Origin of the sequence: Rhodococcus sp. AB351, assembly GCF_049538275.1 — a bacterium.
Taxonomy (GTDB): Bacteria; Actinomycetota; Actinomycetes; order Mycobacteriales; family Mycobacteriaceae; genus Rhodococcus.
Map to the genome: position 1 here is coordinate 222,679 of NZ_JBMVFW010000004.1, position 25,765 is coordinate 248,443.

The following is a 25,765-nucleotide window of genomic DNA, read 5'->3' on the forward strand; positions in this document are numbered from 1 at the left end:
CATGAGCGTCTCCGTCGAACCCCGGCGTTTCGGCAGTGGCCTGGCCGGTGACGCCGACACCGACCAGAAGCCCGATCCCGGCGCGACGGCCGACCTGTCGCCGCGCACGACCCGCAGCCGCCTCGCTCCCGGCAAGCCGATCAAGTTCGGCCTGGCGATCGGCCCGGCGCTGCTGCTGGTGGCATGGATCGTCACCTCGGCCACCGGGGTACTCGATCCGAAGACCCTCTCGGCGCCGTGGACGGTCGTCACCACCGCATGGGAACTGATCGGCGACGGGCGACTGCAGTCGAACCTGTGGACCTCCGTCCAGCGCGCCCTGATCGGCGGGGTCATCGGCGTCGCCCTCGGACTGGTGCTCGCCCTGGCCGCCGGCCTGTCGCGCATCGGTGAGGCGCTGATCGACGGTCCGGTGCAGATCAAGCGCTCCATCCCAACCCTGGCGTTGATGCCGCTGGCGATCCTGTGGTTCGGCATCGGCGAGGAGATGAAGATCCTGCTCATCGCCCTGTCGGTGTTCGTCCCCGTCTACATCAACACCTATTCGGCGCTGCGCGGCATCGACGCCCGCTACGTCGAACTGGCCGAGACGCTGGATCTGTCCCGCGCCCAGTTCGTCCGGCGCATCGCCCTACCGGGGGCGCTGCCCGGTTTCTTCACCGGCCTGCGCCTGGCGGTGACCATCGCATGGCTGGCCCTGGTGGTCGTCGAACAGGTCAATGCCTCGAGCGGCATCGGCTACCTGATGTACCAGGCCCGCAACTACGGCATGACCGAGATCATCATCGTCGGACTGGTGGTCTACGCGATCCTCGGATTCGGCAGCGACCTGCTGGTCCGTGCGGCAGAGAGGAAGGCGCTGGCATGGCGCAGGACGATCGGCAACTGACCGTACGCACCCGGGGCCTCAGCCGCGGCTTCGACGGCCGGGCGGTGCTGAACAACATCGACCTCGAGATCGCCCCCGGCGAGTTCGTGGCACTGCTCGGCCGCAGCGGCTCGGGCAAGAGCACCCTGTTGCGTGCCCTGGCCGAACTCGACCACGGCGTGCCCGGTTCCGGCACCCTCGAGGTGCCCCAGAAACGGGCGGTGGTCTTCCAGGACTCGCGACTGCTGCCCTGGGCTCGGGTGCTCGACAACGTGATCCTCGGTCTCGACGGCGACGACGCCGCCGAACGCGGCCGCACCGCCCTGGCGGAGGTCGGGCTCGCCGGACGCGAGAAGGCCTGGCCCACCGAACTGTCCGGTGGTGAACAGCAGCGGGTGTCGCTGGCGCGGTCGCTCGTGCGCGAACCCGAACTGCTGCTCGCCGACGAGCCGTTCGGCGCCCTCGACGCACTGACGAAGATCAAGATGCACGGACTGCTGCAGGAACTGTGCGCCAAGCACCGGCCCGCCGTGCTGCTCGTCACCCATGACGTGGACGAGGCCATCGCTCTCGCCGACCGCGTGCTCGTGCTCGACCACGGCTCGTTCGCCGTCGAACTGACCATCGACCTGCCGCACCCGCGGGCCGATCACGTCGTCGAGATCGCGGAGTACCGCCGCACCCTGCTCGAGGCACTGGGAGTCGAGGTCTCCGTCTGAGCGATCCGCTCCGGAGCGACCGGTGAGAGAGAATCGAATCGTCGCTCCGGAGTCGCCGACGGGAGATGCATCGTGTGTGGACGCTATGCCAGCACCAGTACCCGCGGGGATCTGCTTGCGGCCTACGACGCCGTCGAGGCCGTGGGTGAGGAACTGCCCCCGTCGTACAACATCGCGCCCACCCAGCGCGTGAACGTCGTGCTCGAGCGAGCGCCGCGCGAGGAACCGGACGCCGAACCGATCCGGATCGTGTCCTCGCAGATCAAATGGGGACTCGTGCCGTTCTGGGCGAAGGACCCGAAGATCGGGTCACGGATGATCAACGCCCGCTCCGAGACCATCACCCAGAAACCCGCCTTCAAGGCGGCCGCGGCGAAGCGTCGGTGCGTGCTGCCGGCCGACGGGTACTACGAGTGGATGAAGGGCGAGGACGGGAAGAAGATCCCGTTCTTCCTGCACGCGGACGGACCGATCTCCATGGCCGGGCTCTACGAGCTGTGGCCGGACCCGGAGTTGCCGGAGGACCATCCCGACCGCTGGTTGTGGACGTGCACCGTGCTCACCCGTCCCGCGACCGACGCCGCCGGGCACATCCACGAACGGTCGCCGGTGATCCTGCCCGACACCTTTGTCGATCCGTGGCTCGATCCCGAGCTGAACGACCGCGACGACGTCGACGCCCTGCTGAATTCGATTCCCGAACCGACCCTCGAACCGTACGAGGTGAGCACCGCGGTCAATTCGCCTCGGAACAACAATCCCGACCTGCTGCGACCTGTCGATTCGTGACATTCCGACCGTATGGCGTTCCCCACGTCGGACCGGAACGATTATCGGAATTGACTAAAGTTGCCGGGTGCGACAATCACGGCAGACTCCGATCGGTTCGACGACGCCTCCGTTCCTCACCGGACAGCGCGGTACCGCCGTCGCGGTGATCGCGTCGCTCGTCTCCGTGGGTGTGCTCGTCGCGATCCTCGTCGGGAGCGAACTCATCGACTTCCTGGTCTACCGGATGGGCGCGCGGGTCCTGCTCGACGGCGCCGACATCTACGGGCAGATGCCTCCGGTGACCGACGACTTCGCGTTGCCGTTCACCTACCCGCCGCTGTCGGCGATGCTCTTCGCTCCCCTGGCGCTGATCCCCGTGACGTTCGGCAAGATCGTCTTCACCCTCGTCTCGGTCGCGGCGCTCGTCATCACCCTGCGGGTCGTGCTGGATCGGCTCCGCCCGGACTTCGAGACGCGGACGGCGTGGATCGTCACGGCGGTCGCGGTCGCCGGAGCACTGTTGCTCGAACCTGTGCGCGAGACGATCTCGTTCGGGCAGATCAACCTCGTCCTGATGGCGCTCGTCGCCCTCGACGTCCTGGTGAAGACCCCGAAGTGGCCGCGCGGACTGCTGATCGGACTGGCCGCCGCCGTCAAGCTCACGCCGATCGCGTTCCTGCTGCTGTTCCTGCTGCGACGCGACCGGCGGACCAGCGCCACCATCATCGCGTCGACCTTCGGTTTCACCGCCCTCGCGTTCGCCGTGATGCCCGCGACCTCCACGAAGTACTGGCTGGACACCCTGCCCGACACCGGCCGGATCGGCGCGGCGTACTTCGCCACCAACCAGTCCTTCAAGGCCGTGATCTCCCGCTTCGGGCCGCCCGAACTCATGGGTTCCGTGCTGTGGCTGCTCGCCGTCGCGGTGATGCTGCTGGTCGCGGTGGTGGCCATCCGGCGTGCCCTCGAGCAGGGCGATCTCGTGCTCGCCCTGTTCGCGAACGCGACGGCTGTGCTGCTGGCGTCGCCGGTGTCGTGGTCGCACCACTGGGTGTGGGTCGCGCCGGCACTGTCGGCCCTCGCGCTCGCGGCGTGGCGCGCAACCGATGCGCAGAGGCTCACGGCGGTCGCCGCCGGTGTCGCGCTCGTATTCCTGATCGGCCCGCACCACCTGTTCCCCACGGGTGGCGATCTCGAACTCGGCTGGGCCGCATGGCAGCACCTGCTCGGCACGCTCTACGTCACGGCCGGATTCGGATTCCTGCTCTGGCTCGCCTTCGGTCGGCGGACCGATCCGGACTCCGCCTCGCCGGAACAACTGCCGAACGCGGAGACCGCGAGCTGATCGTGTAGACGGTGCGCCGGTTGTCGGGCATCCGGGTCGTTGTTCGCGAAAGGCCGACGGGAACCCGGAAAGAGCGTAATAGTGAGAGGGATGTCGCCGCCGCACAGGACGGTCGACAACTCGATTACGAGAAAGCCCATCAACTGCATCCGAGGGGAGAACACCGTGACCGATGTTTCGTCGCAGGGCCCGGCCCGGAGAGACGACCGACGTGTGTTGACCAACCGCCAGGGCCACCCCGTATACGACAACCAGAATCAGAGGACGGTGGGCCCACGCGGACCCGCGACGCTGGAGAACTATCAGTTCCTCGAAAAGATCAGCCATTTCGATCGAGAACGCATTCCGGAAAGAGTGGTGCACGCGCGCGGTTTCGTCGCCTACGGATATTTCGAAGCCACCGGGAAATGGGGCGATGAACCCATCACGAACTACACGCGCGCGAAACTCTTCGCCGAGCCGGGGAAGCGGACCGACGTCGCCATCCGGCTCTCCACGGTCATCGGTGGACGCGACTCGTCGGAAACCGCCCGCGATCCACGAGGTTTCGCGGTCAAGTTCTACACCGAGGACGGTAACTGGGATCTCGTCGGAAACAACCTCGCGGTCTTCTTCATTCGCGACGCGATCAAGTTCCCCGACGTCATCCATTCGCTGAAGCCCGACCCCGTCACTTTCCGGCAGGAACCCGCACGCATCTTCGACTTCATGTCGCAGACACCCGAAGCGATGCACATGCTGGTGAATCTGTTCAGTCCCCGGGGCATTCCGGCCAATTACCGGACTCAGCAGGGCTTCGGGGTCAACACCTACAAGTGGGTCAACGCCGAGGGTGTGACACACCTCGTGAAATACCATTGGATTCCGAAGATCGGTGTCAAGAGCCTGACAGAGGACGACGCGGCGGCCATTCAGGCGCACGATCTCGGGCATGCCAGCAAGGACATGTACGAGGCCATCGAGCGCGGTGACCACCCCGAATGGGAACTGCGCGTACAGATGATGAGCGACGACGACCATCCGGAGTTGAACTTCGATCCCCTGGACGACACGAAGGTCTGGCCTGAGAACGAGTTCCCCGCCAAGCCGGTGGGCAGGATGGTGATCGACCGCAACGTCGAGAACCACTTCCTCGAGAACGAACAGATCTCCTTCGGCACCGGCGTCCTCGTCGACGGACTCGACTTCTCCGACGACAAGATGCTCGTGGGACGCACGTTCTCCTATTCCGACACGCAGCGTTACCGGGTGGGTCCCAACTACCTGCAACTTCCGGTCAACTCGGCGAAGAACGCCCACGTGGCCACCAATCAGCAGGGCGGACCGATGGCATACGGCGTCGACGATGTCGGCGACAACCCGCACGTGAACTACGAACCGTCCATCACCGGCGGTCTGCGCGAGGCCGAGTTCCCGACCCACGATGATCAGGGGCCGGAGATCCGGGGTCGTCTCACGCGCAAACGTATTCCGCGTACCAACGACTACGAGCAGGCCGGTCAGCGCTACCAGCTCATGGAGCAGTGGGAGAAGGACGACCTGGTGAAGAATCTCGTCGGCGGTATCGGGCAGGCCGTCCGCGAGGTGCAGGAGCGGATGGTGTGGCATTTCTTCATGTGCGACGACGAGCTCGGACAACGCGTCGGCGACGGACTCGGTATCAGTGCCGACGACGTACGGGATCTACCGCCGTTGCAGAGCCAGACCCTCGATGAGGACGAACTGCAACGCGCAGCGAATCTCGGCAAGAACGGTCCCCGTGATGTGACCGGATTGCAGATGACGCATTGCGTGCCCAACGAGCGCGAGGTCCACGCGTCCTCGTAGCGTCCGTCCGTCTCGGCCCCGGTGGGCAGTCACTTGTCGAAGTGGCTGCCCACCGGTCGTTCTCCGGAACCGTTCTCAGGCGGTGACGTCGACGACCACCCGGCCGCGCACCTTGCCCGCCAGGATCTCCTCTGCGAGTCGCGGGACGTCCGAGAGCGGTTCGACCCGCGACAGCGAATCCAGGGTGCTCGCAGGCAGATCGCGGGCGAGACGATCCCACGCCGACCGGCGCAGCGAAGCCGGCGCCATCACCGAGTCGACGCCCAGCAAGGCGACGCCGCGCAGGATGTGCGGCATCACCGTGGCATCGGGCATCGACGGCGACTCCGTGAGACCGCACGCGGCAACCGCGCCGCCGTAGCGGATCTGCGACAGCACGTTCACGAGCGTCGAACCGCCCACCGCGTCCACCGCGGCATCCCAGCGTTCCTTACCCAGGGGCCGGCCCTTGCCCTGCAGTTCGGCGCGGTCGACGAACGACGACGCACCGAGTTCGCTCAGGAAGTCGTGGGTCTCGGGACGGCCGGTCGCGGCGACGACCGTGTGTCCCGCGGCAGCGGCGAGCGCGACGGCGATCGACCCGACGCCACCGGCCGCGCCGGTGACGAGCAGTTCCGCGTCGGATGCGATCCCGTACCGTTCGAGCGCGTCGAGGCACAGGGCAGAGGTGTAGCCGGCGGTGCCGATGGCCATGGCGTCGCGGGTGGAGAAGGCGTCGGGGATGCGCACGAGCCACTCGGGCTTCACGCGCTGGCGCCGGGTGTACCCGCCCGACTGGGTCTCGGACAGACCCCAGCCGTTGACGACGACGCGGTCGCCCGGCTTCCAGTCGGGGTTGCTGCTCTCGAGGACGGTGCCGGCGAGATCGGCTCCGGCGACCAGCGGGGTGCGTCGCGCCATCTTCTGCGGTCCCGCGATCACGAGACCGTCCTTGTAGTTCAGCGAGGAGTACTCGACCTCGACGAGGACGTCGTGGTCGGGAAGGTCGGTGTCGGTCAGTTCGCGGAACTGTGCCACCTGGCCGTCGTCGGTGTCGTCGACGACCAGGGCACGGAAGGAGGACGGCTGTGTCATGGATCCGATCCTGACAGGCCGTCCTCCTCGTTGCAGCCGAAAACGGTCAGGCTGCGTGTGCGCGGAACCGTCGCAGTCGCAGGCTGTTGGAGACCACGAACACCGACGAGAAGGCCATCGCGGCACCGGCCAGCATCGGGTTGAGCAGGCCCGCGGCCGCCAGCGGCAGAGCCGCGACGTTGTACGCGAACGCCCAGAACAGGTTGCCCTTGATCGTCGTCAGCGTGCGACGTGACAACCGGATGGCGTCGACCGCGACCATCAGGTCGCCGCGGACCAACGTCAGGTCGCTCGCCTCGATCGCGACGTCGGTGCCCGTGCCCATCGCCAGACCCAGGTCGGCCCGGGCGAGCGCCGCAGCGTCGTTGACACCGTCGCCGACCATCGCGACCACCGCACCTTCGCGCTGGAGTCGCTCGACCACGTCGACCTTGTCGGTGGGCAGCACGTCGGCGATCACGTCGGCCTCGTCGATGCCGACCTCGGCCGCCACGGTGTGCGCGACGGCGGCGTTGTCGCCGGTGAGCAGAATCGGACGCAGACCGAGTTCCCGCAGTTCGGCGACGGCCTTCGCAGAGGTCGGCTTGACCGCGTCCGCCACGACGACGATGCCGCGGGCCTTGCCGTCCCAGCCGACGGCGATGGCCGTGCCACCGGACTTCTGGGCCTGCTCGAACGCCTGCTGCAACTTCTCGGAGAGATGCTGCGACCAGTCGGCCAGCAACTTCGGGCGTCCCACCAGCACGGCGCGGCTCGTGTCGCCGTCGACGAGCACTCCCTGAACGCCGAGACCCTCGACGTTCGTGAAGTCCTCGACCTCGGGCAGACCGCCGAACCTGTCCGCCGCATCGCTGACGGCACGTGCGATCGGGTGTTCCGACGCCGACTCGAGTGCCCCGGCGTACCGCAGCACGTCGTCGGCGTTCTCACCGTCGTCGGCGACGACCTCGCGCAGGGTCATCCGGCCGGTGGTGACCGTACCGGTCTTGTCGAGGACCACGGTGTCGACCGAACGGGTCGACTCGAGGACCTCGGGTCCCTTGATGAGGATGCCGAGCTGGGCGCCGCGACCGGTACCGACCATCAGCGCGGTCGGGGTGGCGAGGCCGAGGGCACAGGGGCAGGCGATGATCAGCACCGCGACCGCCGCGGTGAAGGCCGCCGCGGGTCCGTTGCCGGTGCCGAGCCAGAAACCGAGTGTGCCGGCGGCGATCAGCAGGACGATCGGCACGAAGATGCCGGAGATCCGGTCGGCCAGGCGCTGCACCTGGGCCTTGCCGTTCTGGGCGTCCTCCACCAGCTTCGCCATCTGCGCGAGCTGGGTGTCGGAGCCGACGCGGGTCGCGCGCACCACGAGTCGTCCACCCACGTCGACCGTGCCGCCCACGACACTGTCGCCCACACCGACCTCGACGGGAACGGATTCACCGGTCAGCATCGACGCGTCGACCGCCGACGTGCCCCGCTCGATCACACCATCGGTGGCGATCTTCTCGCCCGGCCGCACGACGAACAGATCCCCGACCACCAACTGCTCCACCGGAACCCGGGTCTCGGTGGTCCCGTCCGGTCCGAGGACCGCGACGTCCTTGGCACCGAGTTCGAGCAGGGCACGCAGGGCGGCGCCTGCGCGTCGCTTCGACCGTTGCTCGAAGTAGCGTCCGGCGAGAATGAACGTCGTGACACCGGCCGCGGCCTCGAGATAGATGTTGCCGCTGCCGTCGCCCCGCGCGATGGTGAACTCGAACGGGTGGACCATCCCCGGTTCACCCGCCGTGCCCCAGAACAGGGCGTAGACCGACCATCCCAGGGCGGCAAGGGTTCCCAGCGACACGAGGGTGTCCATGGTGGACGTGCCGTGGCGCAGGTTGATCCACGCCGCCCGGTGGAACGGCCACGCACCCCACACCACGACCGGGGCGGCGAGGGTGAGCGAGAGCCACTGCCAGTTGGTGAACTGCAGGGCCGGGATCATCGCCATCGCGATCACCGGCACCGTCAGGATCGCCGAGACGACGAGCCTGTGACGAAGCGCCGCAACGGGATCGGCTTCGGGCACGTCATCGGTCCGGTCGGCCGCCTGCGCGGGCGGCGGCGGCAGTGCGGCGCCGTAGCCGGCCTGTTCGACGACCGTGACGAGATCCTCGGGTGTCACGTCGTCGGAGTAGGTGACCTTCGCCTTCTCGGTGGCATAGTTGACGGTCGCGGTGACGCCGTCGAGCTTGTTGAGCTTGCGCTCGATGCGATTGGCGCAGGATGCGCAGGTCATGCCGGTGATGGCGAGTTCGATCGATTCGGCGGCGACCGGCTGACTCTGCGTGGTCATGTGCATCTCCTCGGGAAAAGGGCCGTCAGCGGCCGGAATGGCTGTGGTCACCGTGCGCGCCGGACCCCGACTGCACCTCGCCGGTGCCCCCGGCGGTGAGGGTGAACGCCGCGGTGCGAACCACTCCGTCGTGCTGGAAGTCGAGATAGAGGTGATAGGTGCCGGCACTCGGGACGGAGGTGTGGAAGACGACCTCGGGACCGGGTCGTGTGGTGCCGTCGCCGGGTGTCCCGTCCGGGTGGACGTGGAGATAGGCGAGGTCGCCGCCGCGCAGTGCCACCAGGTGTCCATAGGCACCGAGATAGGGCTGCAGGTCGGTGATTGGCTGTCCGTCCTTGCTCACGGTGAGGGAGAGCATCGCGTCGCCACCCGACGACAGGTCGCCGTCGAGGGTGACCTCGTAGCCGTCGACGGTCGCGGTGCGGTTGTCGGCTTCCGTTGGGGCAGGGACGAATTCGCCCGCCACCGCGAGGTCGGTGCCCAACGTGAGCGCCTCTCCCCCGGTGGGCGTGAAGTCGGTGAAGACCCGCCACGTGCCGGGCGTGAGGTCGACGTCGACGGACCATATGCCGGTGTTCTCGTCGAGCACGGGATGGACGTGCTGGAAACCGGTGAAGTCGCGGCGCACGGCGATCAGATGCAGCTCTTTGTCGTGGGTGACGTCGAAGTCGGTCACCGGCGTGCCGTCGGGACCGTTGATCGCGAATGTCAGGTTCCTGCCCTCACCCGACTCGAGATTCTTCTCGGCGAGCGCGAGGGTATAACCGTTCCGATACGTCATCAGAACTCCCGGGATGTCTTCCACAGCAGGTGTTTCCGCGGCAGGTGTTTCCGCGGCACTGCCGGTGGCGGTGTCCTCACCGTGACCGGCGTCGTGGGCGCTCGCGGCCGGATCCTCGGTCTGCTCCTCCACCGGGCCGACGGTCGCGCCGACGAGCAGCGCGATACCGAAGACCGCGGCTACGGCGGCGACGAAGCCGGTGAGCTTGGCCGGGGTATTCATGCGAGGTTGTAACCGGCCTCCTCGACGGCGGCCGCGACGGCGGCATCGTCGAGGGACTCGGCGCTCGTGACGGTGACGGCACCGGTGGCCAGATCGACCGCGACGTTCTCGACGCCCGGGATCTCCTGGACCTCTTCGGTGACCGACGCGACGCAGTGCTGGCAGGTCATGCCGGTGACGGTGTAGGTGCTGGTCTGGCTCATGGGAACTCCTCGGATACGGGTCGTGAACGGGTCTGGACGATCAAGAACGGACGAGTCGCGCGATGGCGTCGCTGGCTTCCTTCAACTTGAGGTCGGCTTCGTCGCCGCCGGCGCGCACGGCACCGGCCACGCAATGCGCCATGTGTTCGTCGAGCAGACCGAGCGCGACGGCCTCGAGAGCTTTCTTCATCGCCGCGATCTGCGTGAGGATGTCGATGCAGTACTTCTCTTCCTCGACCATCCGCTGCAGGCCGCGGGCCTGCCCCTCGATGCGGCGCAGTCGCTTGAGGTAGTCGGCCTTGGTGTTGTTGGCGATGTAGCTGTGCTGATGTGCGTCGTCGTGTGCGACGGCATCGGTGTGCACGGTTTCGCTCGGAGTATTCGGCATCGGAGTCGTCCTTGTCGCTTCGGTCGTCCTGCCGGATACCATACCCCCCTAGGGTATGTACGGCAACCGGCTGGTGGGAACGCCGGAAACAAAAGGATCGGCCCCACATCCCTCGGGATGCGGGGCCGATCCGAAGAAGGTGTCCGACTCGTCAGATGACGGCACCTTCGAAGATGACGCTGTAGAGCCCTGTCAGGACGAACGCTGCGACGTAGAGCGGTCCCCGGATGGGGTCTCCCGCTTCCGCGCCCTCTTGAAGCCAGTTGATGATCTCGATCGATCCCATACGCACTGCTCCCGTCTCGAGGAAAACAACCACTCGAATGTCCGACACGCGGGTGTGTACGTCAAACGGAGGACACGCCCGTGCAGGTCACGGCGTGGTCGATCTCTCGGGACGTGTGTCAGGGGACATGCATCATCTTCCCGGCGAGGGTGAACAGCCGGCGGGAGAGCCGGATGACGGGGATGCCCAGCGGAATCAGCAGGATCGTCACGCACAACACCGCACCCAGGAGCATCACCACCGCGGCGACGATCCCCAGGACGGTGCCGAGCAGGGCGGTGAGAAGTCCGAGCACGACATCCAGTAGGCCACTCAGAGCACGCATGATGACCTCCTACCCCTACCCCCATCCCCCATTATGCGCCGGTCGCAGGCGTTCACTTCCTCCAGAACAGGTGATGCACCACCCCGCTCGCGCTGGGCACGACCTCGAGGTGGAAACGGTCCCGTAGTTCGTCCGGGGAGTCCCAGAGCTTCAGACCGGTGCCGTACCGCACCGGCGCCACCACGACGTGCATGGTGTCGACCAGATCGGCCTCCAGGAACTCACGGATGGTGGAGACGCCACCTCCGAGTCGGACGTCCTTGCCCTCCGCGGCGGCGCGAGCCTGTTCGAGCACCGCGGCCGGTTCACCGTTCACGAAATGGAAGGTGGTGTCGGAGAGTGCGAAGGACGGACGTTCGTGGTGGGTCAGAACGAACACGGGGGTATGGAACGGCGGCTCGTCACCCCACCAGCCCTGCCATTCGTGGTCCTGCCACGGACCCCGCTGAGGACCGAACTTGTTGCGTCCCATGATCTCCGCACCGACATTGCAGGAGAAGTCCCGGATGAAATAGTCGTCGAGCCCGCGGCTCCCGCCGGGTTCGGTGCGCAGGTGCCAACTGGCCGTGGCGCCGGCCCACTCGAACATCGGACCCGGATCCAGGCCGAAGGGACTCTCGAAGCTCTGGTCCTCCCTCGCGCCGATGCCGTCGCTCGACACCGAAAAGTTCTGTACTCGCAGCAACTGGCCCACTTTCTTCTCCTCACATCCCGATCGACCGGTACGAAGAGGAAGACCCCGTGAACCACGCGAAGTCATCGGACACTGCCCGGATCACGGAGACGGAACCGGCGCCGTTCCCACCCGGGCGAGAAGCACGAGAGCGACTCCACCGACCGCAGCGACGACCAGGGCCACCGGCGCGAGACGGTCGACGCCGGAACCGACCACCACGCCCCCGAGAGCGGCACCGGCGGCCACTCCGAGATTGAAGGTCGCAACCACCACCCCACCGGCGGTCGTGCGGAATCGCGCGGATGCGAGTCGGAGAACCCGGACCTGCATCGCAGGCGGGAACACCCCGGAGACGAGTCCCCACAGCACGATCGCGATCACGAACAACACCGGCACCGTCGGCGCGACGGTCACGATGACGAAGGCCGTGAGCAGGGCGAGGACCGTGGCGGGGACGGTTGCTCTCGGCCAGCGGTCCGACAACCATCCGGAGGCGGTGACACCGACAGCGCCGGCCGCTCCGAACACCGCCAGGAGAGTCGCCAGGGATCCGGATCCGAACCGAGCCTCGTCGGTGACGATCATCGAGATGTAGGTGAACACCACGAAATGTCCCAGGAGCACGAGTGTTCCTGCCAGAGCCGTGCCCGTCGACGAGATCGCGCTGCGGTCCCAGCCCGATCCCGAGGTGCGCTCGTCCGCCCCGAGGCTCCCACCGCCTCCGGTGGTTCTTCCGGGGTCGGTGAGGATCAGTGCGAGGGCGATCGCGGTGACAGCCAGGACCGCCGACGCCCCACCGAAGACGCCGCGCCAGCCCACGACGTCGACCAGTGCCGCCCCGATCGGAAGACCCACCAGTCCCGCGACCGCCGGACCCGCGAGCACGATCGCCAAGGCCCTCCCGATCCGGTCGGGTGCCACGATCTCGGAGACGTACACGACGATCACCGCCCAGAACACGCCGTGTGCGGCCGCGGAGACGATCCGGCCGGCGAGGGCGATCTCGAAGGTCGGAGCGAGCGACGTCGCCAGCACCGCGGCAGCCACCACCGCCAGCGCGGCCGGGAGCAGCCGGGTCCGGCGGACGTTCCGCGTGACCCGGACGAGCGGCATGCTCGTCACGGCGATCGTGAGCGCCCACGCGGTGACCAGACCTCCCACCACGGCAGGCTCGACACCCAGGCCGCCTCCGATCTGCGGTAGGAGGCCGGACGGGAGCATCTCCACGGTCACCGTCGCGAAGGTCGAGAAGGACAGGGCGATCAGCGTGGCCCGGGGAAGTGTGTGATCGGTCGAAGAAGCGTTCGACATCGTCGTCGCCGTGGGAATTCCCGTCGGTTCACGTGCGTCGGTATCGGTCATGGCACCATGCTGAACGTTGACATCAGTGTCAAGGTCAAGCCCGAAACGGGGAGAGTCATGCGAATCGGCGAGCTGTCCCGGCGAACCGGCCTCAGCACCCGGATGCTGCGGTACTACGAACAGGAAGGCCTGATCCATCCCGAACGGGGTGCGAACGGTTACCGCGACTACACCGACCACGACGTGTCACGCGCGAAACTGATCCGCGACCTCGTCACCTCGGGCGTACCCACGCGGCTGGTCGCGATCGTCCTCGAGCAACGTGACGACCGCGAGGGAACGTGGACGAACAAGTGCGACAGAGATTTCGCCGCTCGTCTCGTCGACGAGATCGAAGATCTCGACGGTCGGATCGCCTGCCTGACGCGTAGCCGTGACGCCCTCGGCGAGTTGCTGCACCTCACCCTGACGCAGGCGGGGTCGCGCGAAGCGAGCGTCTGAACGCGGGGTCTTCCCAGGTTCGACGACAGCCGTCCGGCCCGCTGACACCGCGCGTGCCTGCTGGTATTTTCGTGTCCAGTGATCAGCACCGTGTATCCGTGAGACAGATGTCCCGCGCCATCCGCGAACCGCGCCTGCAGGCGGCGGTGATTCCGTGTGCCCCGAAAGGGAACCCGCGCCAGGGTTCCCCGATCCCGTCATGCATCGGAATCGACTCTCGGAGTTCACATGCTCACCCCATCACTTCACTCGTCCCCATCACCGACCGTTCACCGATCCGATCTTCGGGGCGACTGCAGCCGTTGCTTCGCACTGTGTTGCACGGCTTTCGGATTCACGAGGTCTTCGGACTTCGCCGAGGACAAGCCTGCCGGGTCGCCGTGCCGGCATCTCGATGCGTCCTTCTCGTGCACCATCCATGAGACGCTGTCGTCCCGCGGCTTCCGCGGCTGCACGGTCTTCGACTGTTTCGGTGCGGGACAGGTGGTCTCCCAGCAGCTGTTCGCCGGCGTGAGTTGGCGGGACCGACCCGAGACCCGCGACGGGATGTTCTCGGCATTCGCCGTTGTGAAAGAACTGCACGAGATGATGTGGCACCTGCTCGAAGCCCAGCAACGTACCTACGATCCGGATATCGCCGACGACGCGCGGGAGCTCGTCGAATCCCTTGCCTCCCAGACCCGCCGGAGCGTGGACGAACTCGAGTCCCTCGAGACCGACGAGATGCGTGCATCCGTTCGACCGGTCCTCATGGAGGTCAGCGCGGAGGTCCGGGGGTCGTACTTCGCGGACGACGGATGGACGAATCCGGATCTGGTCCCGGGCGCCGATCTCGCCGGCACCGATCTGCGTGGCCACCGGTTGTGCGGCGCCGACCTCCGGAATGCACTGCTCATCGGCGCCGACCTCCGAGGATGCGTCCTCGCGGGAGCGGACCTGCTCGGCGCGGATCTCCGCGGCGCGCGGGTGGAGGACGCCGATCTGTCCCTCGCGCTGTATGTCACCGGACCGCAACTCGCCGCCGCGCGCGGCAATCGACGGACGCGAGTACCCACGGGCGTGCCGGTACCGCGGAGTTGGTCGAGCGAGTAGCCGGATTGGGAAGGGCGCGGCCACTCTGCGCCCTTCCTTTCGCTCAGGGAAACCCGATGCGGCGGCACACCAGCATGTGGTGGGCGCCCTTCTGGAATCGGTAGTCGACCTCCACGACCTCACCGTCGATGCCGTGTTCCCGGAGGTCGTCGAGCAGTTCGTCCAGATACGGACAACGGACCGAGGATCCGGACTCCACGAGCGGGAAGATGCGCAGTTCCTCACGGGCGACACGCATCAGTTCCCGGATCGCGTCGAGGTGGAAGGTGCGGTCGAGTCGGTCGGCGTAGCTGAACAGCAGGTGCGAACTGAGCACGAGATCGAAGGCCGCATCGGGGAACGGCAGGGACGGCAACCGCCCGGCGACATATCGGTGCGGATGCCGACGGATGTCCTCGGCGAAATCCCGGACCGCCTGCCGCCGCACCCGTGCGTGTTCGTCGGGGTCGGCGAAGAACGTCCAGTCGTAGTTCTCGGCGTGGTCCCGGATGTACCGGTTCCCGCGCTCGGTCTCAGCAGCGGCAACGACGGCGAGGTGCTCCGCGTCGGAGTCGGAGTAGGCCGTGTCGCAGGCCGTCACGTCACCACCGAGGCGGTTCACGGCGCCGGTGAACCCCGCCGCGCCGGCCGGGCAGTCCAGGATCCTCCGTGACAGATCGTCGTCGGAGAGGTCGAACATCGACCGGTATTCGTCCAGGGAGCGCGAGCTGATGAGGATCTCGCCGATATCTGCCGGGAAAGCGGTGTCACTGTCATGGGACACGGTGGTGGTTCCTCTCGGATCGAGGCCGGCAACGACAGCGGGCTCGGGCAAACGAAAACGAGGTCACGATCTCCGAAGAGTTCGTGACCTCGTCCGTCGCAGTTCGTGGAACTGCACTGTGGGCGAAGGGGGACTTGAACCCCCACGTCCCGAAGGACACTGGCACCTGAAGCCAGCGCGTCTGCCATTCCGCCACTCGCCCGAGCAACGCCGAAAACAGTAACACACACCGGAGCCAAACAACTATTCGCCTGGTCAGAGGGCTGCGAGCGCCGTCGGCCCGATCGCCGAGCACATCCGTCGGAGACGTGCCGAATACCGCAGGGTCGAATCCGAGGAAAAGTGGATACCATGCAGTGACGAGATCTGCATTGCGACACGCTGAGTACGGAAAGGGGGTCGCCATGGGTATCGCCCAGCGCTTCGAGCGCAAACTCCAGGCCGCGATCGGCGACGCTTTCGCCCGCGTGTTCGGCGGCGGCGTCGTGCCCCAGGAAGTCGAGGCGGCGCTGCAGCAGGAGGCAACGGACGGCGTCCAACAGCTCGATCGGGGCCACATGCTCGCCCCCAATCACTACGTCATCACGATCAGCGAAACCGATCACGACGCCCTCGCAGCGGATCGGGACTTGACTGTGAAGGCATTCTCCCGTCACCTTGAGGACTTCATCCGAGAACAGGGATGGCAGACATACGGTGAGATCCAAGTCGTCTTCGAGTCGTCGTCGGCACTGCACACCGGGCAGTTCCGGACTCGCGGCTCGGTAGATCCCGATGCGGGGCGCTCAGCGACGCGTGCTCCGTCACCGCGGAACCCACAGAACCGCCCACCCGTGACCTCTGAACCAGGAGCTGGCCCAATGACGCAGAACCCCGGCTACGACCCCAGCCGTGACCCCGCCGAGGCGGAACCGCAGTACGCACGCAACGGTCACGCGCACGTCGGCCAGGAGCAGCGCTACAACCAGGGCTACGGCAACGCCGGCTACGACCAGGCTCAGGGGGGCTACGACCAGCAGGGTGGTTACGACCAGCAGGCGTACGGCCAGGCCTACAGCGAGCAGGACTACCAACAGGGCGGCTACGACCAGGGCGGTTACGACCAGCAGGCCTACGGTGCCCAGGGCGCCCAGCCGCAGGCGTACAGCCAGGACTACGGCCACGACTACCCGCAGCAGGGTGGCTACGACCAGCAGGCGTACGGCCAGCAGGGTTACGCGCAGCCCGGTTACGACCAGGGTTACCAGGACCAGGGCTACCAGCAGGGCGGCTACGACCAGCAGGCCTACGGTCAGCAGAGCTACGCACAGCCGGGCTACGACCAGCAGTACGGCGCGCAGCAGGGCGGCTACGACCAGAATTACGCCGCCGCGGCCCCCGGCTACGACCAGGGCTACCAGCAGGCCGGCTACCAGTCTCCGACTGCCGGTCGCGTGCTGACCGCGACGCTCCAGCTCGAGGACGGCAGCGGTCGCTACTACCAGCTCCGCGAGGGCAGCAACATCATCGGTCGCGGCCAGGACGCACAGTTCCGCCTGCCCGACACCGGCGTCTCGCGTCGCCACATCGACATCCGCTGGGACGGCCAGGTCGCGATGCTCTCCGATCTCGGGTCGACGAACGGCACGACGGTCAACGGCGCCTCGGTGCAGGACTGGCAGCTCGCCGATGGTGACGTGATTCGCGCCGGGCACTCCGAAATCCTCGTGCGCATCCTCTGATCAGCCGGTATCGAAGGACCGACCGGACCCGTTCATACCGTCCGACGCGTGTGACAGCGCGTCGGACGCTGCATGGAGTCGTCCGGTGTCCGTATTGTGAGTGACCGCACGACCAGGAACACGACCGGTCGACTACCCCGAAGGAGGATGCACCGTGCAGGGGCTGATTCTGCAGCTGACCCGAGCGGGATTCCTCCTCCTGCTGTGGTTGTTCGTATGGGCGGTGTTGCGCACGCTCCGGTCCGACATCTACGCCGGTGCCGCGCGACCGCTCCCGCGTTACTCCCCCAAGCAGTCGGTGCTGCCGACGCTGAGCCGTAACAAGACCGCCAAGTATCTGGTGGTCACGCAGGGCGCGCTGGCCGGCACGAGGATCACACTCGGCACCCAACCGGTTCTCATCGGCCGTGCCGACGACTCCACACTCGTGCTGACCGACGACTACGCGTCCACGCGCCACGCACGCCTCTCGCCGCGAGGTTCCGACTGGTACGTCGAAGACCTGGGGTCGACGAACGGCACGTATCTCGACCGCGCGAAGGTCACCACCGCTGTCCGTGTCCCGCTCGGAACCCCGGTCCGTGTGGGCAAGACCGTGATCGAGCTCCGCCCGTGACCCTCGTACTCCGATATGCCGCCCGCAGCGACCGCGGCCTCGTGCGCTCCAACAACGAGGACTCCGTCTACGCCGGTGCCCGCCTGCTCGCCCTCGCCGACGGCATGGGCGGCCACGCAGCCGGTGAGGTCGCCTCGCAACTGATGATCGCGGCGCTCGCCCACCTCGACGACGACGAGCCGGGCGGCGATCTCCTCGGCAAGCTCGCCGCGGCCGTCCGCGAAGGCAACGCCTCGATCGCCGACCAGGTCGAGGAAGAGCCCGAACTCGACGGCATGGGCACGACGCTCACGGCCATCCTGTTCGCCGGTAGCAAGCTCGGCCTCGCGCACATCGGCGACTCCCGCGCCTACCTCCTACGCGACGGTCAGCTCACCCAGATCACCCGCGACGACACCTTCGTGCAGTCGCTCGTGGACGAGGGCCGCATCACCCCGGAGCAGGCGCACACGCACCCGCAGCGGTCGCTGATCATGCGCGCGCTGACGGGCAGCGAGGTCGAACCGACCCTCACCGTGCGCGAGGCCCGCGCCGGCGACCGTTACCTCGTGTGCTCCGACGGCCTGTCCGACGTCGTCAGCGACGAGACCATCGCCGACACCATGCGGCAGGGCACGCACGACGAGTGCGCCGACAGGCTCATCGAGCTGGCGTTGCGCAGCGGCGGCCCCGACAACGTCACCGTCGTCGTCGCCGACGTGATCGATCTCGACTACGGCCAGTCGCATCCCATCGTTGCCGGTGCGGCATCGGCGGACGACGACGAGGACACTCCCCCGCCGAATACCGCAGCGGGTCGCGCCGCTGCGATGCGACCGCCGCGCGCCACCCCCAAGCGGGTCATCAACAAGGCCCCGGAGCCCGAGCCGAAGAAGAAGCGCAGCCGCCTGTGGTGGCCCGTCGCCGCCATCGTGGTGATCGCAGTGCTGGTCGGCGGTCTGTTCGTCGGCCGTCAGTTGATCCGCAACAACTACTACGTCGGCGCCGACGACGGTCGTGTGACCGTGCTGCGCGGCATCCCCGGCGACGTCTTCGGCTATTCCCTGCAGGAGCCCGCGCGCGTCGGGTGCATCACCGACGAGGGCGACCTCACGCTCGTCGACCCCGCCAGCGCGTCGTGCCGGGTGATGCTCGTCGACGATCTGTGGCCCGCCGCCCGCGAACAGGTTCGTGCCGGTCTTCCGTCGGGGTCGCTCGACGACACCCGCGAACAGATGCAGCGGCTCGCCGAACTGGACCTGCTGCCGGTGTGCACCCCGGAGGAACCCGAGCCCACGCCCGGCACACCGGCCCCCGGTCCGGGAGAGCCGACGCCGGCTCCCGGACCGAACGGCACCCAGCCCACCGAGACACCCGCGGTGCAGCCGCCGGCGCCCGGTGAGCCGCAGCCGGGCGAACCGGCACCGGCCTCCCAGCCCGGCGAACCGCTCCCCGGTGAGCCACAGCCCGGTGAGCCGACTCCCGGCGAACCCGCTCCGAACATGGAGCCGGCTCCCGAGCCCGCGCCCCAGATCCCCGGTCAGAACTGCAGGGTGGGCGCCTGATGTCGGTGTCCCATGGTGTGGGGGCCTTCCCGAGCCCTCCGGGAGGTTTCGCCCCGGCTCCCGTCCAGTCGACCCGGCGCAACACCGAATTGGCTCTGATCATCGCGGCCATCGGTGTCACGACCGTGTCGCTCATGCTCGTCGAGGTCTCGATGGAGCAGGCGCTGACCCTCGACCTGCTCAAGTACGGGGCGACCTTCGCGGCGCTGTTCCTCGCCGCGCATCTCGCGGTCCGGCGCTTCGCGAAGTACGCCGATCCCCTGCTGTTGCCGATCGTCGCGCTGCTCAACGGTCTCGGACTCGTGCTCATCCACCGGCTCGACCTGTCCGACCAGGAGAACGCCCGCTACATGGGCCTGCCGCCGCCGTCGCCCGATGCGACGCAGCAGGTGCTGTGGACGGCGCTCGGCATCGCGCTGTTCATCGTCGTGCTCGTGTTCCTGCACGACTACCGCCTGCTCGCGCGGTTCAGCTACACGCTCGGTCTCATCGGCCTCATCGCACTCGCGATCCCGGCCCTGCTGCCGAGCAGGTTCTCCGAGGTCAACGGCGCCAAGATCTGGATCCGGCTGCCCGGTTTCAGCATCCAGCCCGGTGAGTTCGCGAAGATCCTGCTGATCATCTTCTTCGCATCGGTCCTCGTGGCGAAACGCGATCTGTTCACCACCGCGGGCAAGCACTTCCTGGGGATGGATTTCCCCCGTGCCCGCGATCTCGGCCCGATCCTGGCGGCCTGGATCATCTCGATCGGTGTGATGGTCTTCGAGAAGGACCTCGGCACGTCGCTGCTGCTGTTCACCACCGTGCTGGTGATGCTCTACATCGCGACCGAACGCGTCGGCTGGCTGATCATCGGATTCTCGCTGCTCGCCGTCGGTTTCTACGCGGCGTACCAGATGTTCGGTCACGTGCGGGTGCGTGTGGAGACCTGGCTCGATCCACTCGCCGACTACAACAACACCGGCTACCAGATCTCCCAGTCGCTGTTCGGTCTCGCGACCGGCGGAGTCGCCGGCACCGGCCTGGGCAGCGGACGGCCGGGGCAGGTGCCGTTCGCGAAGACCGACTTCATCGTCGCCGCGATCGGTGAGGAACTCGGCCTGATCGGCCTGGCCGCCATCCTGCTGTTGTTCCTGATCCTCGTCGTCCGCGGCATGCGCACGGCGCTGGCGGTGCGCGACAGCTTCGGCAAGCTGCTCGCCGCCGGCCTGTCGTTCACCCTCGCCGTCCAGCTGTTCGTGGTGGTCGGCGGTGTCACGAAGTTGATCCCCCTGACCGGCCTGACCACACCGTTCGTGTCCTACGGTGGTTCGTCGCTGCTCGCAAACTATCTGCTCCTGGCTCTGTTGATGAAGATCTCGCACGCTGCCCGCCAACCCGCGATCCCCCGTAAGAAGGCGCCCACGCCGATCGCCGAGGCCAAGACGGAAATGATGGGGCGCGAATGAACGGTCCGCTCCGCAAGGTCGCGATGGCCGTGATGTTCATGGTCGTCGCGCTGCTCGCAAACGCCACCTACGTGCAGGTCATCAAGGCCGACGATCTCCGCACCGATCCGCGCAACTCGCGTGTGCTGATCGACGAGTACTCCCGTCAGCGCGGACAGATCGTCGCGGCCGGTCAGGCTCTCGCGGTGTCGGTGCCCACCGACAGCCGCTACAAGTACCTGCGCGAATACCCGGCGCCGCCGACCCAGCCGATGAGCCCGCTGGCCTACGCGCCGGTGACCGGTTTCTACTCGATGCAGTACGGCAGCACCGGACTCGAGCGGTCCGAGGATTCGCTGCTCAACGGTTCCGACAACCTGCTGTTCGGACGTCGCCTGTTCGACCTGGTGTCGGGCCGCAACCCGCGCGGCGGAAACGTCGTGTCCACGATCGATCCGGTCGTTCAGCAGGTGGCCTACGACGAGCTGACCTCGAAGGGTTACACGGGCTCGGTGGTCGCGATCGAACCGAGCACCGGCAGGATCCTCGGGATGGTGAGCACTCCGAGCTACGACCCCAACCGGTTGTCGGGACACGACGGTGCCGCGACCTCACAGGCCTGGGACGAGCTCAACGCCGATCCCGAGAAGCCGATGCTCAACCGTGCGATCTCCCAGACCTACCCTCCGGGCTCGACCTTCAAGGTCGTCGTGACGGCGGCGGCGCTCGAGAACGGCGTCACCCCCGACACGCAGTTCACCGCGGCACCGCAGATCACCCTGCCCGACACCGCGACGACCCTCGAGAACTACGGCGGAGCGGCGTGCGGCGACGCACCGACGGTGACGCTGCGGGAGGCCTTCGCGCGGTCGTGCAACACGGCCTTCGTCGAGATGGGCATCGACGACGGACGCGAGGCCCTGGTCTCGCAGGCCGAGAAGCTCGGCATCGGCGAGACCCTCGACGTGCCGCTGCCCGTCGCGGCGAGCACCGTCGGGCCCATCCCGGACGGCGCGGCACTCGGCCAGTCGAGCATCGGCCAGCGTGATGTGGCCCTCACTCCGTTGCAGAACGCGTCGATCGCCGCGACCATCGCAAACGGCGGGGTGCGCATGAAGCCGTATCTCGTCGACCGTCGGCAGGGACCCGACCTGACGGTGCTCGAGGAGACCAAGCCCGAATCGCTGGGCCAGGCGATCTCGCCGGAGGTCTCGGCGACCCTCACCGACCTGATGATCGGTGCCGAGAACAATGCCGGCGGTGGCGGTGCCATCCAGGGCGTGCAGATCGCGTCGAAGACGGGCACCGCGGAACACGGCAACGATCCGCGGAACACCCCGCCGCACACCTGGTACATCGCATTCGCACCTGCACAACAACCCCGCATCGCCGTCGCGGTGATCGTGGAGGACGGCGGCGACCGAGCTCTCGCCGCGACCGGCGGCTCGGTGGCCGCCCCGATCGGACGGGCCGTCATCTCGGCCGGATTACAGGGAGGCTGACATGGCTCTGAGCAGCGGCGCCATGATCGCCGACCGTTACCGTCTCCAGCGACTCATCGCGACCGGCGGAATGGGTCAGGTGTGGGAAGGACTCGACACCCGGCTCGACCGGCGGGTCGCGGTGAAGGTCCTCAAGGCCGAGTTGTCCGGCGACGAGGATTTCCTCGCCCGGTTCCGCTTCGAGGCCCGCACCACCGCCCAGCTCAACCATCCCGGCATCGCCGGGGTGTTCGACTACGGCGAGACCACCGACGCCGAGGGCCAGTCCATCGCCTATCTGGTGATGGAACTCGTGCACGGCGAACCGCTCAACGCCGTCCTGTCGCGGCTCGGACGCCTGTCGCTACCGCACGCGCTCGACATGCTCGAGCAGACCGGACGCGCCCTGCAGGCCGCCCACAACGCCGGCGTGGTGCACCGCGACGTCAAGCCGGGCAACATCCTCATCACCCCGACAGGCCAGGTGAAGATCACCGACTTCGGTATCGCGAAGGCGGTCGACGCCTCCCCGGTCACCCGCACCGGCATGGTGATGGGCACCGCGCAGTACATCGCTCCCGAGCAGGCACTCGGCCAGGAGGCGACGTCCGCGAGCGACGTGTACTCGCTGGCCGTCGTCGGCTACGAGGTGCTGTCGGGACGCCGCCCCTTCCTCGGCGACAGCGTCGTGACGGTCGCGATGAAGCACGTCCAGGAGACCCCGGCACCGCTGCCGACGGATCTTCCGCCCGAGGTGCGCGAACTCATCGAGATCTCGATGTCGAAGGACCCCGCCTACCGCTATTCGAACGGCGGCGAGTTCGCCAACGCCGTCGCTGCGGTGAGGTCCGGACGACCCGTGCCCCCGCCCGGCAACGTGCCGCCGGTGACCAGCGCCAACCGGGTGCTTCCGCCCGGCGTTCCCGGGACCACGGCCCACACGTCCTCGACCCGTGCCCTGCACCCGACGCAGTACGACCAGACGGCCTATTCGTCGGTTCCCCGCTCGGCCCAGCCGCCCACGGCCGGCCGGCCGCCGGTGGCAGGCCCGCCGACCGCGGGAGTGCCCGCCGACGACGACGGACGACGGTCGCCGAGCCCCACCGCGCTGGCCTGGGCTGCAGGTGCGGCAGTGGTGCTCGCCCTCGTGACCCTCGGAATCGTGCTGTTCAGCAGCGACGACGAGGAGACCCCGCGCGCTCCCTCGCCGACGACGCAGCTCACCACGACCCGCGCGACCACCACGACGACGCGTCCGCCGCAGACCACGACGACGTTCGTGCCGCTGCCGCCGCCCGTCGAGCCGGAGACCTTCACTCCCCCTCCGACCACGACGACGCCGGAGCCGACGACGACCACGCCGGAACCGACGACCGAGCCGACCACGACGCAGCAGCCCACCACGACGACGGCCCCGACCACGACGACGGCAGCGACCACCACCACAGCGGAGGACACCGGTGGCGGCGATGGCGGCACAGGCGGCGCGGAGGGTGACGGCGACAACGAGACCGACCCCGAGGCCGCCGGTGGAGGGGACGACAATTCATCCGAAACCAGCAACGGTACGAACAATCAAGGAACGTCATGACCACACCCCGCAAGCTCTCCTCCCGCTACGAGCTGGGTGAGATCCTCGGCTTCGGCGGTATGTCCGAGGTGCACCTCGCGCGGGATCTGCGGCTCGGCCGGGATGTGGCCATCAAGGTGTTGCGTGCCGACCTCGCACGCGACCCCACGTTCTACCTGCGCTTCCGGCGCGAGGCGCAGAACGCCGCTGCGCTGAACCATCCGGCGATCGTCGCCGTCTACGACACCGGTGAGGCCGAGACCGAAGCCGGGCCGCTCCCGTACATCGTCATGGAGTACGTCGAGGGCGACACGCTGCGCGACATCGTGCGCGCCGACGGGCCGATGACCCCCAAGCGGGCGATGGAGATCATCGCCGACGTGTGCGCGGCCCTGGACTTCAGCCACCGCAACATGATCGTGCACCGCGACGTGAAGCCGGCCAACGTCATGATCAACAAGGCCGGCGCGGTGAAGGTCATGGACTTCGGCATCGCCCGGGCCATCTCCGATGCCGCGAGCCCCATGACGCAGACCGCCGCGGTGATCGGCACCGCGCAGTACCTCTCCCCGGAGCAGGCGCGCGGCGAACAGGTCGACGCCCGGTCCGACGTGTACTCGGTGGGCTGCGTCCTGTTCGAGATCCTCACCGGCGAGCCCCCCTTCAAAGGCGACTCGCCCGTCGCGGTGGCCTACCAGCACGTGCGGGAGGATCCGCCGCTGCCGTCGTCGGTGAATTCGTCGGTGCCGCCCGAGCTCGACTCGGTGATCCTCAAGGCGATGGCGAAGAACCCCGCGAACCGCTACCAGTCGGCCGCGGAGATGCGCAGCGACCTGATCCGCGTGCTGAGCGGGCAGCGTCCGAGTGCGCCGATGGTGATGACCGACGAGGACCGCACGACGCTGATCGACTCCGTCGACAACAACACGGGGCGGCACAGCCGCGTCGCGGCCGCCGGTGCCGCCGGGGCACCTGCCGAGGATTCCGGCGGCGGCTCGGTTCTCAAGAAGGTGCTGCTCGGCATCGCCGCAGTCGCCGTGGTCGGTATCGTCGGCGTCTTCCTGTGGTCGCTCGGCCCCGGTTCGACGGCCGCCCAGGTCGCGGTGCCCGACGTCCGCAACATCTCCGCCGAGCTCGCCGAGAGCCAGCTGCAGAACGCCGGCTTCCGGGTCTCGATCCAGCAGAAGAGCGATCCGGTCGTCGCGAACGGCAACGTCATCAACACCCGTCCCGTGCCCGGGAGCCAGGCCGAGGAAGGTTCGACCGTCACCCTCGAGGTGTCGAGCGGACCGGAACAGGTGCAGATCCCGCGGCTCGAAGGCATGACGCAGGAACGCGCAGCCCAGGAGCTGTCCGCCGTCGGTCTCCGGCTCGACCCGAACGTCGGACGCGCTCCGTCGGATGCCGACGACGAGGACCTCGTCGTCGACCAGAGCCCCGGTGCGGGAGCCAGCGTCGACCGCGACAGCCCCATCACCATCACTTTGGGATCCGGCCCCGAACTGGTGCGCGTCCCCAACGTCGTGGGCCAGACCGTCGAGGTGGCGAGCGACAACATCGAGGGCGCCGGTTTCAAGGTCGTCGTCGAACAGATCGATTCCAGCGAGACCGAGGGCACTGTCGTGTCGACGAGCCCGGCCGGCGGTGCCTCCACCGAACAGGGGTCGACGGTGACCGTGCGGGTGTCCAACGGCGACCGCATCGAGATGCCCGTCATCACCAACCGGTCGGTCTCGGACGCACTCGCTGCCCTGCGCGGCGCCGGTTGGACGGGCAACGCCTCCCAGCTCCAGCAGACGCGTGAGGCGACACTCGACGTCGATCTCGTCGGCACCGTGATCACGCAGGCCCAGCCGCCGGGATCGGAGATCTCGAAGAACCAGCCCATCTCCGTGGGAGTCGGTGTGCTCGGCATCCGCTGAGCGAGCTGACGACGA

24 protein-coding genes and 1 tRNA gene are annotated in these 25,765 nt (G+C 67.7%); 14 read left to right on the forward strand and 11 right to left on the reverse strand.

Annotated elements, in window-relative coordinates; all coding sequences use genetic code 11:
- Position 1: 1 nt before the first annotated feature.
- The 5 genes from ACPCXD_RS11550 (at position 2) to ACPCXD_RS11570 (ending at position 5,530) form a co-directional block, all read left to right on the forward strand.
- Positions 2 to 889: an ABC transporter permease gene (locus ACPCXD_RS11550; RefSeq protein ID WP_423659632.1), complete on the forward strand. Its 888-nt coding sequence runs from the start codon at positions 2 to 4 to the stop codon at positions 887 to 889.
- Entirely contained in the window at positions 865 to 1,587 is a 723-nt protein-coding gene (locus ACPCXD_RS11555; protein ID WP_016691118.1) for an ABC transporter ATP-binding protein, read from the forward strand. The genes ACPCXD_RS11550 and ACPCXD_RS11555 overlap by 25 nt, the downstream gene beginning before the upstream one ends.
- Positions 1,588 to 1,659: 72 nt before the next feature.
- Positions 1,660 to 2,376: an SOS response-associated peptidase gene (locus ACPCXD_RS11560; protein WP_016691117.1), complete on the forward strand. Its 717-nt coding sequence runs from the start codon at positions 1,660 to 1,662 to the stop codon at positions 2,374 to 2,376.
- Positions 2,377 to 2,443: 67 nt separating this feature from the next.
- Positions 2,444 to 3,703 (forward strand): glycosyltransferase 87 family protein, encoded by a 1,260-nt coding sequence (locus tag ACPCXD_RS11565; protein ID WP_423659635.1) that lies wholly within the window; start codon positions 2,444 to 2,446, stop codon positions 3,701 to 3,703.
- 165 nt (positions 3,704 to 3,868) lie between these two features.
- On the forward strand, positions 3,869 to 5,530 hold the full coding sequence (locus tag ACPCXD_RS11570) for a catalase (protein ID WP_229566660.1): 1,662 nt from the start codon (positions 3,869 to 3,871) through the stop codon (positions 5,528 to 5,530).
- Between the two features lie 75 nt (positions 5,531 to 5,605).
- Here the strand turns inward: ACPCXD_RS11570 and ACPCXD_RS11575 are convergent, their stop codons facing one another.
- From ACPCXD_RS11575 to ACPCXD_RS11615, 9 genes are all read right to left on the reverse strand, one after another.
- Positions 5,606 to 6,604, reverse strand: a complete 999-nt coding sequence (locus tag ACPCXD_RS11575; protein ID WP_006553312.1) for an MDR family oxidoreductase — start codon at positions 6,602 to 6,604, stop codon at positions 5,606 to 5,608.
- 46 nt (positions 6,605 to 6,650) lie between these two features.
- On the reverse strand, positions 6,651 to 8,930 hold the full coding sequence (locus ACPCXD_RS11580) for a heavy metal translocating P-type ATPase (RefSeq protein ID WP_423659637.1): 2,280 nt from the start codon (positions 8,928 to 8,930) through the stop codon (positions 6,651 to 6,653).
- 25 nt (positions 8,931 to 8,955) lie between these two features.
- Positions 8,956 to 9,933, reverse strand: a complete 978-nt coding sequence (locus ACPCXD_RS11585; RefSeq protein WP_423659639.1) for a DUF8832 domain-containing protein — start codon at positions 9,931 to 9,933, stop codon at positions 8,956 to 8,958.
- Complete coding sequence (locus tag ACPCXD_RS11590) at positions 9,930 to 10,136, reverse strand: heavy-metal-associated domain-containing protein (protein ID WP_160877039.1); 207 nt, start codon at positions 10,134 to 10,136, stop codon at positions 9,930 to 9,932. Before ACPCXD_RS11590 ends, ACPCXD_RS11585 begins: the two co-directional genes overlap by 4 nt.
- 40 nt (positions 10,137 to 10,176) lie before the next feature.
- Positions 10,177 to 10,524: a metal-sensitive transcriptional regulator gene (locus ACPCXD_RS11595; RefSeq protein WP_024102573.1), complete on the reverse strand. Its 348-nt coding sequence runs from the start codon at positions 10,522 to 10,524 to the stop codon at positions 10,177 to 10,179.
- Positions 10,525 to 10,675: 151 nt separating this feature from the next.
- Positions 10,676 to 10,810 (reverse strand): hypothetical protein, encoded by a 135-nt coding sequence (locus ACPCXD_RS11600; RefSeq protein ID WP_258259953.1) that lies wholly within the window; start codon positions 10,808 to 10,810, stop codon positions 10,676 to 10,678.
- Positions 10,811 to 10,928: 118 nt separating this feature from the next.
- Positions 10,929 to 11,135 (reverse strand): hypothetical protein, encoded by a 207-nt coding sequence (locus ACPCXD_RS11605; RefSeq protein WP_006553307.1) that lies wholly within the window; start codon positions 11,133 to 11,135, stop codon positions 10,929 to 10,931.
- A gap of 52 nt (positions 11,136 to 11,187) precedes the next feature.
- A complete protein-coding gene (locus ACPCXD_RS11610) occupies positions 11,188 to 11,829 on the reverse strand; it encodes a dihydrofolate reductase family protein (protein WP_160877041.1) in 642 nt (213 codons plus the stop codon).
- A gap of 81 nt (positions 11,830 to 11,910) precedes the next feature.
- Positions 11,911 to 13,173, reverse strand: a complete 1,263-nt coding sequence (locus ACPCXD_RS11615; protein WP_423659643.1) for an MFS transporter — start codon at positions 13,171 to 13,173, stop codon at positions 11,911 to 11,913.
- 57 nt (positions 13,174 to 13,230) lie between these two features.
- Here ACPCXD_RS11615 and ACPCXD_RS11620 point away from each other — a divergent pair, with 57 nt between their 5' ends.
- Together ACPCXD_RS11620 and ACPCXD_RS11625 are read left to right on the forward strand one after the other, a co-directional pair.
- Positions 13,231 to 13,614 carry a MerR family transcriptional regulator gene (locus tag ACPCXD_RS11620; RefSeq protein ID WP_423659645.1) on the forward strand — a complete coding sequence of 128 codons (384 nt, stop codon included), beginning with the start codon at positions 13,231 to 13,233 and terminating at the stop codon, positions 13,612 to 13,614.
- Positions 13,615 to 14,097: 483 nt separating this feature from the next.
- Positions 14,098 to 14,706, forward strand: coding sequence for a pentapeptide repeat-containing protein (locus tag ACPCXD_RS11625; RefSeq protein ID WP_337201506.1), 609 nt, complete (start codon positions 14,098 to 14,100; stop codon positions 14,704 to 14,706).
- A 43-nt stretch (positions 14,707 to 14,749) separates the two neighbouring features.
- On the opposite strand, the gene ACPCXD_RS11630 is transcribed toward ACPCXD_RS11625, so the two are convergent.
- Positions 14,750 to 15,469, reverse strand: a complete 720-nt coding sequence (locus ACPCXD_RS11630) for a methyltransferase domain-containing protein (protein WP_160877045.1) — start codon at positions 15,467 to 15,469, stop codon at positions 14,750 to 14,752.
- Between the two features lie 119 nt (positions 15,470 to 15,588).
- A tRNA-Leu gene (locus ACPCXD_RS11635) sits at positions 15,589 to 15,671 on the reverse strand.
- A gap of 202 nt (positions 15,672 to 15,873) precedes the next feature.
- On the opposite strand from ACPCXD_RS11635, the gene ACPCXD_RS11640 reads away from it, so the two are divergent.
- The 7 genes from ACPCXD_RS11640 (at position 15,874) to pknB (ending at position 25,750) form a co-directional block, all read left to right on the forward strand.
- A complete protein-coding gene (locus ACPCXD_RS11640) occupies positions 15,874 to 17,190 on the forward strand; it encodes an FHA domain-containing protein (protein WP_258259956.1) in 1,317 nt (438 codons plus the stop codon).
- Between the two features lie 154 nt (positions 17,191 to 17,344).
- Positions 17,345 to 17,806 carry an FHA domain-containing protein FhaB/FipA gene (locus tag ACPCXD_RS11645; protein WP_006550946.1) on the forward strand — a complete coding sequence of 154 codons (462 nt, stop codon included), beginning with the start codon at positions 17,345 to 17,347 and terminating at the stop codon, positions 17,804 to 17,806.
- Positions 17,803 to 19,350: a protein phosphatase 2C domain-containing protein gene (locus ACPCXD_RS11650; RefSeq protein ID WP_160877049.1), complete on the forward strand. Its 1,548-nt coding sequence runs from the start codon at positions 17,803 to 17,805 to the stop codon at positions 19,348 to 19,350. Before ACPCXD_RS11645 ends, ACPCXD_RS11650 begins: the two co-directional genes overlap by 4 nt.
- Entirely contained in the window at positions 19,350 to 20,798 is a 1,449-nt protein-coding gene (locus ACPCXD_RS11655; protein WP_159417094.1) for an FtsW/RodA/SpoVE family cell cycle protein, read from the forward strand. Before ACPCXD_RS11650 ends, ACPCXD_RS11655 begins: the two co-directional genes overlap by 1 nt.
- Positions 20,795 to 22,279, forward strand: coding sequence for a peptidoglycan D,D-transpeptidase FtsI family protein (locus tag ACPCXD_RS11660; protein WP_106200896.1), 1,485 nt, complete (start codon positions 20,795 to 20,797; stop codon positions 22,277 to 22,279). The genes ACPCXD_RS11655 and ACPCXD_RS11660 overlap by 4 nt, the downstream gene beginning before the upstream one ends.
- A 1-nt stretch (position 22,280) precedes the next feature.
- A complete protein-coding gene (locus ACPCXD_RS11665; protein ID WP_423659649.1) occupies positions 22,281 to 23,849 on the forward strand; it encodes a serine/threonine-protein kinase in 1,569 nt (522 codons plus the stop codon).
- Positions 23,846 to 25,750, forward strand: coding sequence for a Stk1 family PASTA domain-containing Ser/Thr kinase (gene pknB / locus ACPCXD_RS11670; protein WP_423659651.1), 1,905 nt, complete (start codon positions 23,846 to 23,848; stop codon positions 25,748 to 25,750). The genes ACPCXD_RS11665 and pknB overlap by 4 nt, the downstream gene beginning before the upstream one ends.
- Positions 25,751 to 25,765: the final 15 nt, after the last annotated feature.

What these genes read in the sequence shown, in the direction of transcription:
- ACPCXD_RS11605 (WP_006553307.1), bottom strand. Translation starts at nt 11,135, where the DNA reads ATGCGTGCTCTGAGTGGCCTACTGGATGTCGTGCTCGGACTTCTCACC.
- ACPCXD_RS11615 (WP_423659643.1), bottom strand. Translation starts at nt 13,173, where the DNA reads ATGACCGATACCGACGCACGTGAACCGACGGGAATTCCCACGGCGACG.
- ACPCXD_RS11555 (WP_016691118.1), top strand. Translation starts at nt 865, where the DNA reads ATGGCGCAGGACGATCGGCAACTGACCGTACGCACCCGGGGCCTCAGC.
- ACPCXD_RS11585 (WP_423659639.1), bottom strand. Translation starts at nt 9,933, where the DNA reads ATGAATACCCCGGCCAAGCTCACCGGCTTCGTCGCCGCCGTAGCCGCG.
- ACPCXD_RS11550 (WP_423659632.1), top strand. Translation starts at nt 2, where the DNA reads ATGAGCGTCTCCGTCGAACCCCGGCGTTTCGGCAGTGGCCTGGCCGGT.
- ACPCXD_RS11620 (WP_423659645.1), top strand. Translation starts at nt 13,231, where the DNA reads ATGCGAATCGGCGAGCTGTCCCGGCGAACCGGCCTCAGCACCCGGATG.
- ACPCXD_RS11660 (WP_106200896.1), top strand. Translation starts at nt 20,795, where the DNA reads ATGAACGGTCCGCTCCGCAAGGTCGCGATGGCCGTGATGTTCATGGTC.
- ACPCXD_RS11600 (WP_258259953.1), bottom strand. Translation starts at nt 10,810, where the DNA reads ATGGGATCGATCGAGATCATCAACTGGCTTCAAGAGGGCGCGGAAGCG.
- ACPCXD_RS11580 (WP_423659637.1), bottom strand. Translation starts at nt 8,930, where the DNA reads ATGACCACGCAGAGTCAGCCGGTCGCCGCCGAATCGATCGAACTCGCC.
- ACPCXD_RS11665 (WP_423659649.1), top strand. Translation starts at nt 22,281, where the DNA reads ATGGCTCTGAGCAGCGGCGCCATGATCGCCGACCGTTACCGTCTCCAG.
- ACPCXD_RS11640 (WP_258259956.1), top strand. Translation starts at nt 15,874, where the DNA reads ATGGGTATCGCCCAGCGCTTCGAGCGCAAACTCCAGGCCGCGATCGGC.
- pknB (WP_423659651.1), top strand. Translation starts at nt 23,846, where the DNA reads ATGACCACACCCCGCAAGCTCTCCTCCCGCTACGAGCTGGGTGAGATC.
- ACPCXD_RS11575 (WP_006553312.1), bottom strand. Translation starts at nt 6,604, where the DNA reads ATGACACAGCCGTCCTCCTTCCGTGCCCTGGTCGTCGACGACACCGAC.
- ACPCXD_RS11595 (WP_024102573.1), bottom strand. Translation starts at nt 10,524, where the DNA reads ATGCCGAATACTCCGAGCGAAACCGTGCACACCGATGCCGTCGCACAC.
- ACPCXD_RS11655 (WP_159417094.1), top strand. Translation starts at nt 19,350, where the DNA reads ATGTCGGTGTCCCATGGTGTGGGGGCCTTCCCGAGCCCTCCGGGAGGT.
- ACPCXD_RS11590 (WP_160877039.1), bottom strand. Translation starts at nt 10,136, where the DNA reads ATGAGCCAGACCAGCACCTACACCGTCACCGGCATGACCTGCCAGCAC.